At 60.9% G+C, this 16,720-nt stretch carries 21 protein-coding genes; 12 read left to right on the top strand and 9 right to left on the bottom strand.

Features of this window, described 5'->3' with window-relative positions:
* Positions 1-53 precede the first annotated feature (53 nt).
* Complete coding sequence (locus AC1DYQ_RS08740) at positions 54-614, top strand: helix-turn-helix domain-containing protein (RefSeq protein WP_477686470.1); 561 nt, start codon at positions 54-56, stop codon at positions 612-614.
* A gap of 19 nt (positions 615-633) precedes the next feature.
* Here the strand turns inward: AC1DYQ_RS08740 and AC1DYQ_RS08735 are convergent, their stop codons facing one another.
* Entirely contained in the window at positions 634-1,164 is a 531-nt protein-coding gene (locus tag AC1DYQ_RS08735; RefSeq protein ID WP_477686620.1) for a hypothetical protein, read from the bottom strand.
* Between the two features lie 200 nt (positions 1,165-1,364).
* Between AC1DYQ_RS08735 and AC1DYQ_RS08730 the strand changes: the two genes are divergently transcribed.
* The 7 genes from AC1DYQ_RS08730 (at position 1,365) to AC1DYQ_RS08700 (ending at position 5,384) form a co-directional block, all read left to right on the top strand.
* Positions 1,365-1,688, top strand: coding sequence for a DUF6172 family protein (locus AC1DYQ_RS08730; RefSeq protein ID WP_477686469.1), 324 nt, complete (start codon positions 1,365-1,367; stop codon positions 1,686-1,688).
* Positions 1,689-1,717: 29 nt separating this feature from the next.
* A complete protein-coding gene (locus tag AC1DYQ_RS08725) occupies positions 1,718-2,194 on the top strand; it encodes a hypothetical protein (protein ID WP_477686468.1) in 477 nt (158 codons plus the stop codon).
* 475 nt (positions 2,195-2,669) lie between these two features.
* Positions 2,670-3,065 (top strand): type II toxin-antitoxin system PemK/MazF family toxin, encoded by a 396-nt coding sequence (locus AC1DYQ_RS08720; protein WP_477686467.1) that lies wholly within the window; start codon positions 2,670-2,672, stop codon positions 3,063-3,065.
* Between the two features lie 88 nt (positions 3,066-3,153).
* Positions 3,154-3,840 (top strand): hypothetical protein, encoded by a 687-nt coding sequence (locus AC1DYQ_RS08715; protein WP_477686466.1) that lies wholly within the window; start codon positions 3,154-3,156, stop codon positions 3,838-3,840.
* Positions 3,841-3,859: 19 nt separating this feature from the next.
* Positions 3,860-4,234: an OmpA family protein gene (locus AC1DYQ_RS08710; protein WP_477686465.1), complete on the top strand. Its 375-nt coding sequence runs from the start codon at positions 3,860-3,862 to the stop codon at positions 4,232-4,234.
* Positions 4,235-4,380: 146 nt separating this feature from the next.
* Complete coding sequence (locus tag AC1DYQ_RS08705) at positions 4,381-4,914, top strand: CcdC protein domain-containing protein (RefSeq protein WP_477686464.1); 534 nt, start codon at positions 4,381-4,383, stop codon at positions 4,912-4,914.
* Positions 4,915-5,132: 218 nt separating this feature from the next.
* Positions 5,133-5,384 (top strand): hypothetical protein, encoded by a 252-nt coding sequence (locus AC1DYQ_RS08700; RefSeq protein WP_477686463.1) that lies wholly within the window; start codon positions 5,133-5,135, stop codon positions 5,382-5,384.
* Positions 5,385-5,458: 74 nt separating this feature from the next.
* On the opposite strand, the gene AC1DYQ_RS08695 is transcribed toward AC1DYQ_RS08700, so the two are convergent.
* The 3 genes from AC1DYQ_RS08695 to AC1DYQ_RS08685 all read right to left on the bottom strand — a co-directional run bounded on the left by AC1DYQ_RS08695 (position 5,459) and on the right by AC1DYQ_RS08685 (position 8,921).
* On the bottom strand, positions 5,459-5,860 hold the full coding sequence (locus AC1DYQ_RS08695) for a hypothetical protein (protein ID WP_477686462.1): 402 nt from the start codon (positions 5,858-5,860) through the stop codon (positions 5,459-5,461).
* 88 nt (positions 5,861-5,948) lie between these two features.
* The gene (locus tag AC1DYQ_RS08690) at positions 5,949-7,217 is read right to left on the bottom strand and encodes a DEAD/DEAH box helicase (RefSeq protein WP_477686461.1); all 1,269 of its coding nucleotides are present in this window, start codon (positions 7,215-7,217) and stop codon (positions 5,949-5,951) included.
* A gap of 228 nt (positions 7,218-7,445) precedes the next feature.
* Positions 7,446-8,921 carry an MFS transporter gene (locus AC1DYQ_RS08685; protein WP_477686460.1) on the bottom strand — a complete coding sequence of 492 codons (1,476 nt, stop codon included), beginning with the start codon at positions 8,919-8,921 and terminating at the stop codon, positions 7,446-7,448.
* 104 nt (positions 8,922-9,025) lie between these two features.
* On the opposite strand from AC1DYQ_RS08685, the gene AC1DYQ_RS08680 reads away from it, so the two are divergent.
* Both AC1DYQ_RS08680 and AC1DYQ_RS08675 read left to right on the top strand, forming a co-directional pair.
* Positions 9,026-10,036, top strand: coding sequence for an ornithine cyclodeaminase family protein (locus tag AC1DYQ_RS08680; protein ID WP_477686619.1), 1,011 nt, complete (start codon positions 9,026-9,028; stop codon positions 10,034-10,036).
* Positions 10,037-10,070: 34 nt separating this feature from the next.
* Positions 10,071-11,219, top strand: coding sequence for a DSD1 family PLP-dependent enzyme (locus AC1DYQ_RS08675; RefSeq protein ID WP_477686459.1), 1,149 nt, complete (start codon positions 10,071-10,073; stop codon positions 11,217-11,219).
* A 102-nt stretch (positions 11,220-11,321) separates the two neighbouring features.
* On the opposite strand, the gene AC1DYQ_RS08670 is transcribed toward AC1DYQ_RS08675, so the two are convergent.
* Positions 11,322-12,119, bottom strand: a complete 798-nt coding sequence (locus AC1DYQ_RS08670) for an extensin-like domain-containing protein (RefSeq protein ID WP_477686458.1) — start codon at positions 12,117-12,119, stop codon at positions 11,322-11,324.
* Positions 12,120-12,319: 200 nt separating this feature from the next.
* Here AC1DYQ_RS08670 and AC1DYQ_RS08665 point away from each other — a divergent pair, with 200 nt between their 5' ends.
* Together AC1DYQ_RS08665 and AC1DYQ_RS08660 are read left to right on the top strand one after the other, a co-directional pair.
* Positions 12,320-14,050 (top strand): FAD-dependent oxidoreductase, encoded by a 1,731-nt coding sequence (locus tag AC1DYQ_RS08665; protein ID WP_477686457.1) that lies wholly within the window; start codon positions 12,320-12,322, stop codon positions 14,048-14,050.
* A 12-nt stretch (positions 14,051-14,062) separates the two neighbouring features.
* Entirely contained in the window at positions 14,063-14,323 is a 261-nt protein-coding gene (locus AC1DYQ_RS08660; protein ID WP_477686456.1) for a UBP-type zinc finger domain-containing protein, read from the top strand.
* Here AC1DYQ_RS08660 and AC1DYQ_RS08655 read toward each other — a convergent pair.
* From AC1DYQ_RS08655 to AC1DYQ_RS08640, 4 genes are all read right to left on the bottom strand, one after another.
* Positions 14,320-14,583, bottom strand: a complete 264-nt coding sequence (locus AC1DYQ_RS08655) for a hypothetical protein (protein WP_477686455.1) — start codon at positions 14,581-14,583, stop codon at positions 14,320-14,322. The genes AC1DYQ_RS08660 and AC1DYQ_RS08655 overlap by 4 nt on opposite strands.
* Positions 14,584-14,682: 99 nt before the next feature.
* A complete protein-coding gene (locus AC1DYQ_RS08650; protein WP_477686454.1) occupies positions 14,683-15,534 on the bottom strand; it encodes a hypothetical protein in 852 nt (283 codons plus the stop codon).
* On the bottom strand, positions 15,531-16,028 hold the full coding sequence (locus AC1DYQ_RS08645; RefSeq protein WP_477686453.1) for a hypothetical protein: 498 nt from the start codon (positions 16,026-16,028) through the stop codon (positions 15,531-15,533). Before AC1DYQ_RS08645 ends, AC1DYQ_RS08650 begins: the two co-directional genes overlap by 4 nt.
* Positions 16,029-16,061: 33 nt before the next feature.
* Entirely contained in the window at positions 16,062-16,601 is a 540-nt protein-coding gene (locus tag AC1DYQ_RS08640) for a hypothetical protein (protein ID WP_477686452.1), read from the bottom strand.
* Between the last annotated feature and the right edge of the window lie 119 nt (positions 16,602-16,720).

The following is a 16,720-nucleotide window of genomic DNA, read 5'->3' as shown; positions in this document are numbered from 1 at the left end:
AAGAGATTATTTGTCCCTTATGATAGACGAATGCTTTTTCTGAAAGACACCCCATGACGATTGACGCCCTGATCGCGTCGCGGCTGCTGGCCCTGCGCCAGGCCCAGGGCCTGAGCCTGGCGCAACTGGCCGAGGTGTCGGGCGTCAGCAAAGCCATGATCTCAAAGGTGGAGCGCGTCGAAAGCAGCCCGACCGCCATGATCCTTGGCCGCCTCGCAGCCGGCCTGGGTGTGCCGCTGGCGCAGCTGCTCACCGAAGACAAGGAAGAAGAGGCCGGCCGCCGGCTGCGAAAGAAGGCGGAACAGGCAGTGTGGCGCGACCCGCAAGCCGGCTACCTGCGGCGCCAGGTGGCAGAGCGCGGGCCCGACCATGGCGTCGAGATGGTGGAAGTCGAGTTGCCGCGGTCGGCCAGGGTGGCTTACCCGCAGTGGAGCGGCCAGCCCTACCGGCAGCGCCTCTGGCTCGTCGAAGGCGGCTTGCGCGTGGAATACGGCGACGAAATTTTCAAGCTCGAACCCGGCGACTGCCTGGACTTCGGCGTTGACCGCCCCGTGGCCTTTAAGACCCTGGGGCGCAGCGCCTGCCGTTATTTGCTGGTCGTCTGGCCCGGCTGAATTTGTCGCCCCTTACCCATTAACTGGCAGCAGCAGACCCCGGCACAGCCGCGACGTTCAGCGCCGCATGGCGCGCGCGTATGCGCCGCACCTGCAGCGCTGCCCCAACGAGATAAAGCAGCAAGAGAACGCCCGTGGCGGCCTTGAGTTCGGGCGCATCGGCGTTGGGCAGCAGTGGTGCGCCCAATGGCAGGCGTGTCGATGTCTCGGTGATGGCCGGGATCATGTGGAACAAAAAGGTGATCGAATAGCCCAGTGTCTCAACATACGGCGAGGCACGGCCCAGCACCTTGGTGGTGCCCGCCACCCAGGCAATGCCCAGCACCAGCAAGGTGATGATGCCCAGCGCATGCGGCTTGCCAAAGCCGCCGTGCTGAAAGATGCCAAAGCCGGTGAGGCAGGTGAGCACCGTGGTCCAGATATAGACCTTGCCCAGTGTGGACGCGGCGATGATTTCCTTGTCGCGAAAGAAGGCAATTACGGCAGCCGCAACGGCCACCAAGCTGATGGCGGTGTGGATCACACCCAAGTACGTTAAACCATAGATCATCGGAATCTCCTTGTGCCCCTGCCAGGTGAGGGACGTGGGGTTGAACAAGCTGACATGGGTACCCATGCAAACGCCATGCCGCGCAGATTGTTGCTGGTGACGCCGCTTTTGCCTATGACTTTTCGGCCTGCCCGGCCACGGCCCGATAATCGGTAGTACACCGTGGCCGCAGCGCGCCACTTTTTAGACCAGAAGTACTCATGAAAAAAACCTACCAACTCAACATCGAAGGCAAAAACCGCGACCGCCTGCTCGATGCCGCCAAACACGACATACGCAAATACCTCAAACGCGAACGTGCGAAAGCCTTGCCCAAGGGCGTGGACTACTGGGACTTTGATTGCAAGTCAGGCGCGAGTGATGCCTCGGCTTCGGAGGTGCCGGTGGCAGACCTCATCAAGTCGATTGACGAGATCGTGAAAGACGGCGCACCGCAGTTCTATGTGGAAGTGGTTGCCAAGGGCGGCGTCAAGGTGCCCCGTGTGCGCAATGAGGGTGACGACGATTTCGCTGACGTCGAATAAGCATGCGCAGGCTCTTTGCACTCCTGCTGATGGCTGCGTTTGCTTCGTCAGCGAATGCGGACCCGAATCTTGTCGGCCAGTGGAAGTCTGACTCCGAAATCAGCATGCGCTTCAATAACGAGCGCGCAAAGCTTGACAGCAAGACGGCCCTGTTTCTTTCGCAGCTGATGGGCCATATGACCCTGACCTTTACGGCAGAGGCCATGACTTCCGAGCTGCCGGACCTGGAGACGAAAACGCAGGAGGGCCGAAAGAGGCCATTGACAGGCTTTCGCGAAACCCATCCGTACCGTGTCCTGGGTGCAGCTTCAGATTCGGTTGCAATCAAAACCGTTGCGCCAGTGACCGGCAGGGACGCCATCGTTGTCTATAACTTCATAAGCCCAGACATGCTGTGGGTGTACGCAGGCGGCGAAGACAACTCGGAGAGTCTTCATCTTCGTGAATACTATGTGCGGGTGAAGGAAGCGCCCAAGCCCGATGCGCCTAAAAGCGCTCAGCCCTAGGGACGTCTCGCCCCACGGGAGGAATTTTTCGTGGGTATGCGTTTTCTCATGAAACCACGGGAACCTGTATGAGACGTTGTTCATGGTGGGTGATCGTGGGGTTCGCATTGCTGGTGCTCGCGTTTGCAGGGTGGGGCGCGGGTGAGTGGTACGCAAGGAGTTTCGTTCCCGACAGGCCGGTCAGGATGGACGGGAAGAACTTTATTCATTCACCCCGAAGCGATTTCCTTCTCCGTGTATGGCTGCTTTCGTTCTCTACCCTCGTGTTGGCAGCTTTCACCAGTGTGATCGGCTTGCTCATCGGCCCGAGGACGCGCGCTTGCCTGCTCGCAGGGCTTGCAGGGCCGCTTCTACTTTGCATGCTTGTGGCTACGCCGGCAATTGTGAGCACCGTGCAGCAAATCAAGCGTGCGCTTTAAGCTGCATGGCCGCATAGGCGCCGGCGTCGACTGCGCGGGATGAGAAACTACGGCTTATGGACAGAGACCCAGAAGCCCCACAAGGCCCTTACCCCGACACCATTAAGCAGGGCGATGTGTTCTGGATAGAGGCTGACCCCTCACGCGGCTCCATACCGGGTTCTCCGCATCCCCATGTCGTCGTGCAAGACGACCTGTTCAACCGCTCCCGCATCAGCACTGTCATTGTTTGCGCGCTGACGTCCAACCTCAACCGCGCCCCGGAGCCGGGCAATGTCTTGCTGGAACCGGGCGAGGGCAATCTGGAAAAGCAGAGCGTGGTGGTTGTGTCGCAGGTGTCTTCCGTGTACAAAACACGTCTGGGTGCGCACATCGGGACGCTGTCGGGTGAGCGGGTTCAGCAGATACTGGCGGGGATGCGGTTTCTGCAGGCATCGTTTCACAACCGATAGTCTTTCGACCCATCAGCGGTCTCCGTATGCAGAAAGAAACACTGATTGCCGCGTTGCTGTTTGCATTCGCATCAATGCCTGTATTGGCATGCAAGCCCACGCTGGTACCCCGACAAGCACGGCCTGGAGCATTGGGGTAATGACTATGAACGCGCTCGCTGGGGCAAACCCTGCGAAATACCTGGCGAGATGCAGCAATGCGGCATGCGTAGTCAGGATGACTTCTATATACCGACTAAAGCCAACAGCTTTCAGAGCCGAATGTCATGATCGTCCGAACCAAAAAAACAATATTCCAATCAAACCACAGGATGYAATGGCAATGAAAAGCTATCTAGGCGTCTCCCATATTGACTACCCCAACAATCCAGACGGATATTTAAATGCTCTGGGGTACCGAGAGCTGTGGTCACTAATTGGTTTTTTTATCCCGATTGGCTCCATGCTGTTTACGCGGGGTTTTGACATCACCTGGGCCAAAGAAAACACCCCTCCGCTGTGGTACGGCGGGATACTGGCGGTTTCCGGATTCGGTTTTCCTATTTTCTTTTTTTTGGCAGAGCACCTGATGTCAAAACTGAGAAAAATATTAGGCGCCCATGAAGATGAAGGACTCTCGGAGATGATTTACGGCATTTACAAGAGAAACACAACGGAGCTATGGAGCCTGTATTACAAGACCTGTTTTGTTGGAGATATAACAATTTTCCTTAAAGCCACGACCATGGGTTGGGGTATTTCTTCAATTATTTATTTTGCAATAGGACGAACATGACTGCACAAAACTATTCTGAATGGTGGCATTTCTAGCCGATGCCTTTTTTGCCAATGGCGCCGTGGCTCTGGACGAAAAATCACGGGCAATGGTGATCGTCTTTGTGGAAAAAGCCATCCCCCATCCCGTTGAAAACGCGATCCTAATGGGCTTCGCCGATAGCTCGGAAGGCGACCCGAAGTCGATCAAGCGCATTGCAACCGCTCGTGCTGACTACGTCAAATCCTTGATGGTCAAGGCCGGATTTCCTGCCTCACGAGTCTTCGTAGAGAGCCGGCAGTTGATAGGCCCCCACTATGGATCGCCAGATGCCGCAAAGAACCGGCGCGTGGAGTTGGAGGTTCTTTATTTCCCGCCAGGCGCGTGCGGCGGGCCACTGCGGAAGTTTCCCTAAGGAAATTGCAGCAGGATTTTGAGTGAAGTTTATGTGTTCTACACCTGATCGGCTTTTAGGTAGCTCCATACCAAACCTCCGGCAGCACATGAAACTTTTTTTAAGCGCGCTCGGAAACTCAAAGAAATGACCTGAAGGCCCACATCATGCAAGCGCCGAGTGCCTCCGCCATCACACTGCTCGTGCTTCTTCCGCTGATCGCGTGGCGTGTCTACGCGCGTTTTCGCCGCATGGTCGGGCGCCAGCGCTTGTCGAGGATCCGTCCCTGGGTCACTCTGGCCATCTTTCCCGTCCTGCTTGTGTTGCTTGGCTTTGCTGCGCATGAACACCTCGAGCGGCTTTGGTGGCTGGCCGGTGGGCTGGGCCTCGGCGCATTGCTCGGCATCTTCGGGTTGAGCAAGACGCGCTTCGAACCAACACCCCAAGGTCTGTTCTACACGCCTAACGCTCACCTGGGCATCGCGCTTTCGCTGCTGTTCGTCGGGCGCATCGCATATCGCCTGTTCGAGATCTATACCGCAGAGCCGACCGTGCAGCACGGAATGGGCGACTTCGCACGCAGTCCGCTCACGCTAGCTGTCTTTGGGCTGCTGGCGGGGTATTACATTAGCTACGCGATGGGTCTTGTGCGTTGGCGATTTCGTGTTTTGCGGGCCAAGAGGACGCATGAAGTGCTGTGATCAGATGCTTAGTCTTCCACTGGTCGGATAGGTTTTGCAGGCTTCACCACCTCCGAGCGTTGTCTGCGCGACATACGGGATTTCTGCGGGTTCAGTGACTCCTGACTGTTGAATTCCGCTGAAGTCTGACTCGAGTTTGGAGTGAAACCCTTGGGCTGGACCACGGGGATCATCAGAACTAAGCCGGTGTATGCTGCGGGCCACTAAAGGGGAATGCTATGGCAGAGCTCAAAATTGGTGGAACGACTACGCAAATCAAGTCGGGCCGCCTCGTGACCTATGAATTGACATACTTCATTCCGGGGACCGAGACGCCCTGGACGGGGTGGATTCGGTTCGATGGTCGTCCGCGATTCGATTTGCAGGGCGGGCATGTGGTCAACGTTAACGAGGCGACAAGGGCGCAGGCTGTGCAGCTTGCCTTTTTCGCAGAGTTGGAGTTACTGGACCTGGACGCCCTACCAATTTAAAGGCAGCACTTCAAGGCGTCCGTGTCAATCTACGGGTAGCCATCGCCGGCCGCCGACCGCGCATGCCTCGCCTATCAGTCCAGTGAGCGAGCCGGCCAAGTTTCGCCGAACTGCGGCGTGAACTCAGAACCACGCAGCGTGTGGATAGAGAAAGCCAAGGAGATTTCCGCCTCAATGCGCTCACGATCCACTTCAGCCACGGGGTCGTCGATCGCCACTTGCGGCCCGAATCCGTTCTTTACTCGTAGCGCATATGTCTGGCCCTCGAATCTGAAGAAGTAGTTTCTATCAAATCCTCGTGGCAAGTAAGTTGGAACCCAAACGAGATAGTTTCCGCTGGCCCTATCAACCGCCCAAGTGCGGTTTGCCACTTCAAAAAAAGCTCTAACTTGCAGCCAACGTTGCTTGTGCGAATCAGATTCGTCAAACACTCGCTGCTTATCTGCTTCGGATATGGAGTCAAGAATGTACGGCATGCTGTGGAGGATTGTCGAACGTGATGCTAATGTAATGTGTGCCGCCAAACTTGCGGTGTAACTTGGGCACCAAGCTCTGGTCCTAGTGCTAACCTTCATTTCTGGCTGACTTGGCCCGCAACTTATCCTTCTTGCTAGGCCTTTTCCCCTTGACCCCACCGGTCCCCGCAGGATCCGCCGGATTCACCACCGCGTCTTCCGCCGGCTCAAACCCCACGACCTGCTCACGCGCCACCTTGATGCCAAGGCGCTTTTCGATCAGCTTGAAATGGGCTTCAGTCGCCGCACTCACAAAACTCACGGCGACACCCGATTCACCAGCCCGGCCGGTGCGGCCTATGCGGTGGGTGTAGTCGGTCACTGATCGCGGCAAGTCGTAGTTCACCACTACCGGCATTTGCGCAATGTCGATGCCGCGTGCGGCGACATCTGTGGCGACCACCACCTGCACGGCCTTGATCTTGAAGTCTTGCAGCACCTGGGTGCGTTTGCCCTGGCTCAGTTCGCCGTGGAAGGGTTCGGCTTCGATGTCTACCTTGCGCAGCTTGTCGGCCACGATTTCGGCGGCGTGTTTGGTGGCGACGAAGACGAGCACGCGTTCCCACTTTTCGGTTTGCACCAGGTGGCGCAGCAGCTGGGTGCGGCGGGGGGCGTCGACTTCGATGGCGCGCTGGGTGATGTCGGGCACGGCCTGCACCACGGCCTCTACTTCAATGCGCTGCGGGTTATGCAGCAGGCTTGCGGCCAGCGCTTCAATGGCGGGCGGGAAGGTGGCTGAGAAAAATAATGTCTGGCGTTTGGCCGGCAGCAGGGCGAGTATGCGGTTCAGCTCTTCGCCGAAGCCCAGGTCCAGCAGCCGGTCAGCCTCGTCTAGCACCAGGGTGCCGGTGTTGCCCAGCGTCAAGGCGTTGTGGTCGACCAGGTCGAGCAGGCGGCCCGGCGTGGCGACCACGATGTCGGCGCCGCCGCGCAGGTTCATCATCTGCGGGTTGATCGACACGCCGCCAAACACAATCGCCACCTTGATCCGCTTCGGCAGGTATTTGGCAAAGCTCACGATGGCTTCACCAACTTGCGCTGCCAGCTCGCGTGTGGGCACAAGAATGAGGGCGCGCACGGGACGGTGCTGGCCAGTGGCGGTGGCTTGTGAATTGACCAGCTGCTGCAGCAGCGGCAGCGAAAAAGCGGCCGTCTTGCCTGAGCCGGTCTGGGCCGAGCCGAGCACGTCGCGCCCTTCAAGAATGGCGGGAATTGCGGCGGACTGGATGGGGGTGGGCGCGGTGTAGCCTTTTTCCTCCAGGGCGCGCAGCAGCAGCGGCAAAAGCGAGGGCGTAAAACCGAGTGAGCTAAAGGGCATGGGAAAGTGTGGAGGAGAGAAGAGGGGGAGGGCCGCGCGCAGGGTGCGTGCGGTGGGGCGGTGCGCTGCCGTCTGAAGCCCCAAGTTTAAGCCTCGGGCCTTCTTCAAGGCTGTATTTGGCGGGTGGGTGTTGGCCGCATTGCCTTCCGCACCTGCCTGGTCCAAGAGTCTGCTATGAAAAATATAGCTGCTCGCGCACGTTCCTATTGGGTTGCAGCCACTATTTGCTTAAGAATGTGGCCCTGGTTGCTTCGCAGGCGCCAGAAACAGCAGCGCACAGGCCGATGCGCCCAGCGCGCACAGCACGCAGCCCAGCACCACCCAGCGAAACGCGGCCACCAGCACTTCGGGTGAAGCCGCCTGCAGCGGCCCGCCCAGGCTGGCGGCAAACACCACGCCCAGCACCGCCACCGCCAGCAGGCCGGCCACGCGCGCCACCGCGTTGTTGATGCCGGAGGCGATGCCCGCGTGGGTGGAAGGCACGGCGTTCATCACCGTGGTGGTGAGGGGCGCCACGGCAATCGTCATGCCCAGGCCCATCACCACCATGGCCGGAAAGAAACCGGCCCAGTAAGACCAGCCCACGCCGGGCAGGGCCAGCAGGGCAAAGCCAGCAGCCGCCACGGCTGGGCCGGCCATCAGCATGCGCCGCGCGCCGAAGCGCTCCGTGAATTTGGCGGTAGCCGGTGACAAAAAGCCCAGCAGCAGCGACAGCGGCAGCAGCGTGGCGCCCGCGGCGGTGGTGGAGTATTTAAAGGCACCAATCAGCACAAAGGGCAAAAAGAACAGCGCACCGCTGAGCGCAAAGTACAGCAGAAGCGTCAGCAAATTGGTGCCCACAAAGTCGCGCGACTTGAAAAGGCCCAGCGGCATCATGGGGGCACGCGTGCGCGCCTGTGCGTAGACAAACGCCACCAGCAGCACCACACCCGCCGCAAACGGGCCCAGCACGCCGACGGCCTGCCAGCCGCGCTCAGGCGCCAGCGTGAGGCCGTAAGTCAGCGCGCCCAGGCCGCCGGCCACCAGCAGCACGCCCAGCCAGTCGAGCTGTTGCGGCGCTTCGGGGTCGCGGCTGTCAGGTACGGCATACAGCGCCAGCCACACGGTGGCCACCGCCATGGGCATATTCAAAAAGAAGATCGCCCGCCACGACACGGCATCGACCAGCCAGCCGCCCAGCACCGGCCCGGCCGCGCCGGTAATCGCGGCCCAGGCGGCCCAGGTGCCGATGGCCTTGCCGCGCGCTTCGCCCTCAAACACATTGCCGATGATGGCCAGGCTGGCCGGCACCAGCAGCGCCGCGCCCACGCCCTGGACGGCGCGCGCGGCAATCAGTGCCAGCGGCCCGGGCGCAAAACCGCAGGCCACCGAGGCGGCCGTAAAGATGGCGATGCCAAGGATGAAAATCTTGCGGCGGCCAAACCGGTCGCCCAGCGAGCCGCCCACCAACACCAGCGAGCCCAGCGCCAGCAGGTAGGCATTGATGACCCACTGCATGGCGGCCAGCCCGCTGGCCGAGTCACCGGCCAGGTCGCGCTGGATGGCGGGCAGGGCGATGTTGACGACCGAGCCGTCCATGAACGCCATCGAAGAGCCCAGCACCGTGGCCGCCAGCGCCAGCTTGGGGTGCGCCGTTTTGCCGCAGTCGCCTCCCTGGGCGCGGATGATGCCTTCGTCACAAGGGGCGTGCGGGTTGGCGGGCATGGGGTCTCCTGCGATAACTGGTTGGGAGGTGAGTTCGTTGGTTTGACAAATTATCCAATAATAGATAATATTTCCAGATGACGACACACCTCGCGCAGCCACCCATGCCCCATCCTGCCAGTTCCCTGCCGTCAAAGGCAAGCAGGCCGGCTGATGCCCAACTCCTGTTGCTGGACAAACACGCAGTCGAGTCCCTGCTGCTTCCCGCCGATGTCCTTGCGGCCACGCGCGAGGCTTTTGTGCGCCACAGCCAGGGGGAGGGCCGCGTGTTCCCCCTGGTGCGTGAAAGGCTGGCCACCGGTGGCGTGTTTGGCATCAAGTCGGGCGACGTGGGTGCGCAGTCGCTGCTGGGTTTCAAGGCGGCCGGTTTCTGGCCCGGCAACCTCGCGCGGGGCGCCGACGCCCACCAGGCCACCATCATGCTGATTGACCCCGCCACCGGCCGGCCGACCTGCCTGATCGACGGCAACGCCGTTACCACCGAGCGCACCGGCGCCGCCGGCGGCCTGGGCCTGCAACTGGCGCGGCAGGACAGCCGCACGGTGTGCGTCTTCGGCACCGGCGTGCAGGCGCAGGCGCAACTGCGCTATGCCCTTCGCCAACTGCCTGGGCTGCGCCAGGTGTTTTACGCCACGGCCAGTGGTGGCCCGAAGGCCGCGTTTGAGGCAATGTTTGCGGGTGGCCCCTGCGCCATCTCGCATGCGGCAGACGTGAATGCCGCCGTGGCCCAAAGCGATGTGGTGATCACGGCCACCACCGGCAAGGGCCCGCTGTTCGAGCTGGCTGCTCTCCAGCCCGGCACCCACATCAATGCCGTGGGCAGCGACACCAAAGGCAAACGCGAGCTGCCCGAAGGCTTGCTCACCGGGGCGCGCGTGTTTGTGGACGATGCCGCCCAGTCGCGCAGCATCGGCGAGCTGCAATGGGCGCCTGACATCGCCTGCACTGAAATCGGCGATGTGCTGTCGGGCAAGGCCACCTTTGTGCGCGGCGCCGGCGATATCACTGTGTTCGACATGACCGGCATCGCCTTGCAAGACCTCACGGTCGCCCGCCTGCTGGAGCAACGCGCGCGCCTTGCCGGCAAGGGCCAAAGCATTGCCTGGCCCTGGTGAATTGTTTGATGCACTTACCGTTCTGGAGATTCCCTTGACCGCCACCCAACCCAACCCCCTGGCCACACTCGATACGCCCGCCGCGTTGATTGACCTGCCGCGCATGCAGCGCAACATCGCGCGCATGCAGCAGCGCATGAATGCGCTGGGCGTGCGTTTCCGGCCCCACGTCAAAACCAGCAAATGCGCGCCCGTCGCGCGTGCGCAGGTGGCCGCAGGTGCGCAGGGCATTACCGTCTCCACACTCAAGGAGGCCGCGCAGTTTTACGCCGACGGTTTCACCGACATTCTTTACGCAGTGGGCATGGTCGCTACCAAGCTGCCGCAGGCGCTGGCCCTGCGGCGCCAGGGCTGCGATTTGAAAATCATCACCGACAGCGTGGCGTCGGCCGCCGCCATTGCCGCGTTCGGCCGTGAGCACAGTGAAAAGTTTGAAGTCTGGATAGAAATCGACAGCGACGGCCACCGCTCGGGCATCAAGCCCGGCGAAGCCGCCTTGCTGGACGTTGCCCGCACGTTGCACGAAGGCGGCATGCAGCTGGGCGGCGTGATGACACACGCCGGCTCCAGCTATGACCTCAACACCCCCGAAGCGCTGGTGGCCATGGCCGAGCAGGAGCGCGCTGCCTGCGTGGAAGCTGCCGAACGTGTGCGCGCCGCGGGCTTTCCGTGCGCCGTGGTCAGCGTGGGCTCCACACCGACGGCGCTGTCAGCCGCGCAGCTCAAGGGTGTCACGGAAGTGCGCGCCGGTGTGTATGTGTTTTTTGACCTGGTGATGCACAACATCGGCGTGTGCGGGGCAGACGACATCGCGCTCAGCGTGCTGACCACCGTGATCGGCCACCAGCCCGAAAAAGGCTGGGCGATTGTGGACGCGGGCTGGATGGCCATGAGCCGCGACCGCGGCACGCAAAAGCAGGCGCATGACTTTGGCTACGGCCAGGTGTGCCGCACGGATGGCACGGTACTGCCGGGTTATGTCCTCAGCGGTGCCAACCAGGAGCACGGCATCCTGTCGCACGAAGGCGCGCCCGACACCGACATTGCCGCGCGCTTTCCCATTGGCACACAGCTGCGCATCTTGCCCAACCACGCCTGCGCTACCGGCGCGCAGTATCCGGAATATCACGCGCTGGCGGAAGACGGTGCGCTGGCAACCTGGAGCCGCTTGCATGGCTGGTGAGTCACGGCTTGCATGCGGCTAAGTGCTATTAAAAACATAGCTGCTTGCGCCCGACCTTATTGGTCTTCAGGTCTTTTTTACTTGAAAATTCTTTGAGCCGACTCACTTGCACATGGTGTAGCCGCCGGTCTCCAGGTGGAAATGGTCCTTGTGCGCGGCGTTGTAGTCAGGGCCCAGCACACCCTTGAAGTATTTGCAGGCCCCTTTATGGGCGTCGCGCAGCAGCAGTGCCTCGGGGCCTGGCGGTGTGGTGTCGTCTTCGTCAGGCCAGTGTTTCAGCACCGTGACACGCTTGCCGCTGGCCAGCGTGAAGGCGGAAATGTCCAGTGCGTTGGCGGTGGCATGCCGGCTGCGGGCACGGGCCGGCGCATTGGGCGGCGCGCCTTCGCCCCCGCCGTTGATGTTGCGGCAGGCATAGCTGCCCAGGTGGTCAATGCCCGCCACACGCTGGCCAAAATGCAGCTGCGCCGCCGGCTGCAGCGCATTTCTTTCCCACATGAAGAACGACAGCGCCATGGGGCAACTGAGCGGCAGGGCCGCGCCTATGCGCACCGGCGCCGTGCGCAGCCGCACCGCATTGCTGAAACCGCAGCCGTCGCCCGTGCTGCGGTCGGGCAATTCGTCGTACTGCATGCCGGTGCTTGCCAGCGCGGCCAAGCAGCGCGCCGGGTCGTTGCGGGCGCGTGACAGTTTGTAAAAGGTCAGCATGTTGGGCGGCGCCGTCACTTCCAGTGGCGCCCACGGATTGATGTGCGTGGGAATCTGCAGGGCGCCGCTGTAAACCCCGTACGCCGCCGTGACAAGGCCGCTCCACAGGGCCAGCCATACCCAGCGGCCCCAGCGCAGCTGCCTGGCTGGCGCTGCGTCGGGCAGAAGGCCGGAGTCTGGGGGAAGGGGCATGGTGTTCGTTGATAAGCGGGGGGTGCAGCCATGAGCGTACAGGCCTGCTAGCCCAAGATGGCCGGATTTGTTCTCTTGCGCCGAAATCCCGACTGCTGCAGGAGGATTCGACATGCAATTCGTCGTTTAATGGCATCGTCTGACTGATGCCAAAACCCGCGCGCACAAGCCGCAGGCAACAGGCTTAACGGAGTATTTTGATGGCCGACAACGCAACCCACACCCCAACCCAATCCCCGCTGGCCGCCGACACCAGCCGGCACCACCAGATGTTTCCGGTGCTCAGCGCCGCTGAAATTGCACGCATCCAGCGCTTCGGCAAGGTGTTGCAGTTCAAGAAAGGCGAGAGGCTGTTTGCCGCCGGTGAGCCCGGCCCCGGCATGTTTGTAATGCTCAAGGGTTCGGTCACCATCACCCAGCGCGACGGCCTCGGCCATGTGGTGCCCATCGTCAACCAGGGGCCGGGCCAGTTTCTGGCCGAGGTCGGCCAGCTGTCGGGCCAGAACGCGCTGGTCGACGGCCATGCCGAAGAAGATGTCGAAACCCTGCTGGTGCCGCCCGGCCAGTTGCGCGCGCTCATCATTGCCGAAGCCGACCTGGGCGAACGGCTGGTGCGCGCGCTGATCTTGCGGCGCGTGGCATTGATAGAAGCCGGCGCCAGCGGCCCGGTGCTGATCGGCCAGCCCAACTCGGCCGGTGTGGTGCGCCTGCAAAGCTTTTTGAACCGCAACGGCGAGCCCAACCATGTGGTGGACATCGCCCAGGACGCGGGCGCTGCCGCACTGATGGAGCAATACGGCGTAGCCGCCGGTGACGTGCTGGCGGTGTGCCCGGATGGCTCGGTGTTGGTGAACCCCGACGAGAACCAGTTGGCGCGCTGCATCGGCATGGTCGACACGGAAGAACACGACGAGCTGTTTGACGTGATCGTGGTGGGCGCCGGGCCCGCCGGGTTGGCCACGGCGGTGTACGCCGCATCGGAAGGCCTGCATGTGCTGGTGCTGGACTGCCGCGCCTACGGCGGGCAGGCCGGCGCCAGTGCGCGCATTGAAAACTACCTGGGTTTCCCCACCGGCATTTCGGGCCAGGCGCTGGCCGGCCGTGCATACGTGCAAGCGCAAAAGTTTGGCGTGGAAATGCTGATCCCCGCGCAGGCCCAGTCGCTGGACTGTGCCCACAAGGCCATCAGGGGCGAGCTGCAGGTGAAGCTGACCGACGGCCGCAAGCTGCGCGCCAAGACCGTGGTGGTGGCCAGCGGTGCCCGCTACCGCCGGCCTGAAGTGCCACGCCTTGAAGAATTTGAAGGCCGCGGTGTCTGGTATTGGGCCTCCGCACTCGAAGCCAAAATGTGCAGCCAGACCGACGTGGTGCTGGTGGGCGGCGGCAACTCGGCGGGCCAGGCGGCCGTGTTTTTGTCGCAGCATGCGGCCAAGGTCAACATGCTGGTGCGCGGCCCCAGCCTGGCCGCCAGCATGTCGCGCTACCTCATAGACCGCATTGAAGCCGCACCCAACATCGAGCTGCTGCCGCACACCGAGGTGGTGAAGCTGCACGGCGATGATGATGGCGACGGCGGCACAGGCCTTTCCGGTGTGACCTGGCGAAACCGCAAGAGCGGCACCGAACACGCGGCGGATGTGCGCAACGTGTTCCTGTTTGTCGGCGCTGATCCCGAAACCAGCTGGCTGACGAGTTGCGGCGCAGCCATTGATGCACACGGCTTTGTCCGCACCGGGGAGGCCGTGACCTGCAAGCACTCCGATTACAAACCCGCTCCGCTGGAAACCAATATTCCGGGCCTTTTTGCCATTGGCGATGTGCGCAGCGGCTCCGTCAAACGTGTGGGCGGCGCGATAGGTGAGGGTGCTGCGGTGGTGGCCATGATCCACCAGCACCTGGCGGCGATGGAGCGCACGGCGGTTGCTGCCTGACTGGAGCTTTGTATGCGTATCAAACCTTGCACCCATGTTCCTGCCGAGATTCACTCACCCAATGCAAGAGGCTGTGAAGAATGCCTGAAGATGGGCGATACCTGGATGCATTTACGGCTGTGCGTGCACTGCGGCCATGTCGGCTGCTGTGACGATTCAAAGAACCAGCATGCCAGCAAACACCATGCGGCTACAGGGCACGCAGTGATCCAGTCCTTCGAACCGGGAGAGAGCTGGATGTGGTGCTATGAGCACCAACTGCAAGTAGGTTAGGGCGCGGCAGCGGGCGGTGGCGCCGCCTTGGTGGTCTTGGTGAACTCCGTCGTGGCCACCATCACCGGGCTGGATTTTGGGCTGCGCTGCCAATGCTCATCGGCCGCTTTTTCCACTGCGTCCTTGTCGTAAACGCCTTTTGAGAGGTCCGCCCAGACATGCACGTAGGTCCGGCACCAGGCGTCGTGTGCCTCATTGACCTTTTCTTCGGAAAGCTCCGGGGTGGGGCCGCCTGGATCGGGCTCGGATTCTGTCACCATGCAGACATCCTAGCGGCCCAGGGCCGGCGAGTCTACTGTTGTGACGAGTAGAGAACCGGGAGAGTCTGGGCGAGCAGACTCAATTGAGCCACGAAGTCTTCAGGGACTGGCGTAAACGAACTCGGTATAACGCATTTTCGCGAGCTGCCATTCGTCCTTTAGTTCCACCGGCAAGTAAAACCGGGCGTCAAGCAAAAATGCGTACTCCACAGTACGCGGTGCCCCGGATTGGGGTGTGATCACGCATGAAACCGGCAGATAGTCTCCGCTTAACGAGGAGTTCAACTGCACTGCAGGCTGGCTAACTGCAGCTACTTTGCAAGCGACTGATTCGGTTCGCCGGAAATCGTTGGTGCGGCCAAACATGCCGGACGTTTTGACCTGTGATTCAACTTCAGTCTTGTACGAGAACTCGCCGCCTGGCGAAGGGTTGCAGATGGAAGGAACATTGGCCTCGAACGCAACCAGCTTTGCCCGGTTGCTGACATCAATATCGGACTTGATATTAAAAGGCACAAAGAGCTTGCCAATTGGCAGCGGGACGGCTGTTGATGTATCGACATTCGAGCCCGATTCAACCAGCAGTGTCACAAGGCCGCATAGACTCAGCGCTCGCCCGCGTCCCTTGCTTGAAGACCGGAACGCCGTCGTGGCTGTAATTCCGGCCAGCCCGTCATCCTGCATCGAGATCGCGCTGTATTCGTCGGCGTAGACCTTTGAGAAATTTGCCTTGTGGTTAATCTCATGCGTGGCAGCGTAGCGTTCAATGGTTCGCGCTGCCTTTCCTGCAGGAAGCTGTTCCAGTATTTTGGCCCGAACTTCAGGACTCAGAACAAGTTCCATGTCTGCGCTGCGCGCCTCAAGCGACAAGACGAGAAACAGGCCACCCAGCAACAGAAAGCGGGCGCGCAGGAATTGGCTCCTGGTGATACGAACAGAATGGACGCTCATTTTTTAACAACCTTTTCGGTGACCGGCTTTTGTGTGTCGATGTCCTCAATCCATACCGAAGAGGACTCTTTTTTCAATTCACCCTTCACCACGTACTTTCCGTTGGGCTGTGGCGTGAAATCCACCACGCCTTCAACAGAAAAGAAGGTTCCCGCCATCTGGCTCGCAATGGCTTGTATGGGTGCTGCAGTGGTGTGGCTGGCGCGCAGGGAGACTTTCATGGGCTTTGCGGGAACCTGCCTTTCGACGATTGACGTGGTCAACGCGAAGCCCCGTCCGTGGCTGGCGCTGGCGCTTGCCCCGAAGCTGTTTGCAATGCGGTTGCCGTCCACGCCATCAAGTACGAAAAGCTGCGCCTTGCTGCCATCTTCCGCAAAGCCGCTGTCAGCGACGGTTGCAACGGGGCCGGTGTAGCCCTCCGGGACGGGCTTGTAATTAGCGCATCCGGAAAGTACGACAAGGAGAAGGGCAGGCGCGATGAGTTTAAGTTTCATGACAAGGTCTGGAGGTTTTGGATGCGGGTGAGATTAGCTTGAGAAGACAAATTTGCCGGCCACTTTCTTCGGCGACAGGAAGCCCAGGTCCGGGAAAACTCTGGATTGGACGTAAAGGACAAAACCACACAAGGCCGCGCTGATGACCAGCCCGGCCAGGGTGCTGGCGGGCGCAGTGACGAAGCCGTCCAGCGTTCTTGCGACTCCCAATATGGAGAGCATTACATAGGCTTCGTATGCGACGGCCTTGTTGGCATAAAAAGCCCAGGCAAAGGCCAGTGGTACCAGCGTCATCAATGCGCTTGCGATCCAGGGAGCGTTCGGGCCAAGTTTGTAGCCGATTCCGTAGCCCACAAAGAAGGCAAGAATCGCCTGAATGAGCATGATCACGATCAACACCCGGACTTTGCCCCTGTGGGCTTCGGTGAGTTCGGGATCCGGGTGACTCGCAATCACAGTTGCGAGTTGCTTGTCTTTCATGCCCTGGCCGGACAACTGTGCAAACGTCGCGGTTTTTCCCTGCCCGGCGTCGAGTAATTCCCGCGCCATGTGCTTGACTTCGGATTTTTCCATCGGCTCCCCCTGTTGTATGAATTCTGACGGTGCGCGGACTGCGCCTGATTTTAGGTGCCGTGATTCGCTTGCGGTGCAAACGGGGCGGATTAAAAAGCACGCTCGTTGTTTGCCAGGGA

This window comes from Polaromonas sp. P1_F4 (assembly GCF_056405675.1).
Note: the sequence above shows the minus strand (reverse complement) of the source record. Positions and strands in the feature narration are given on the sequence as shown.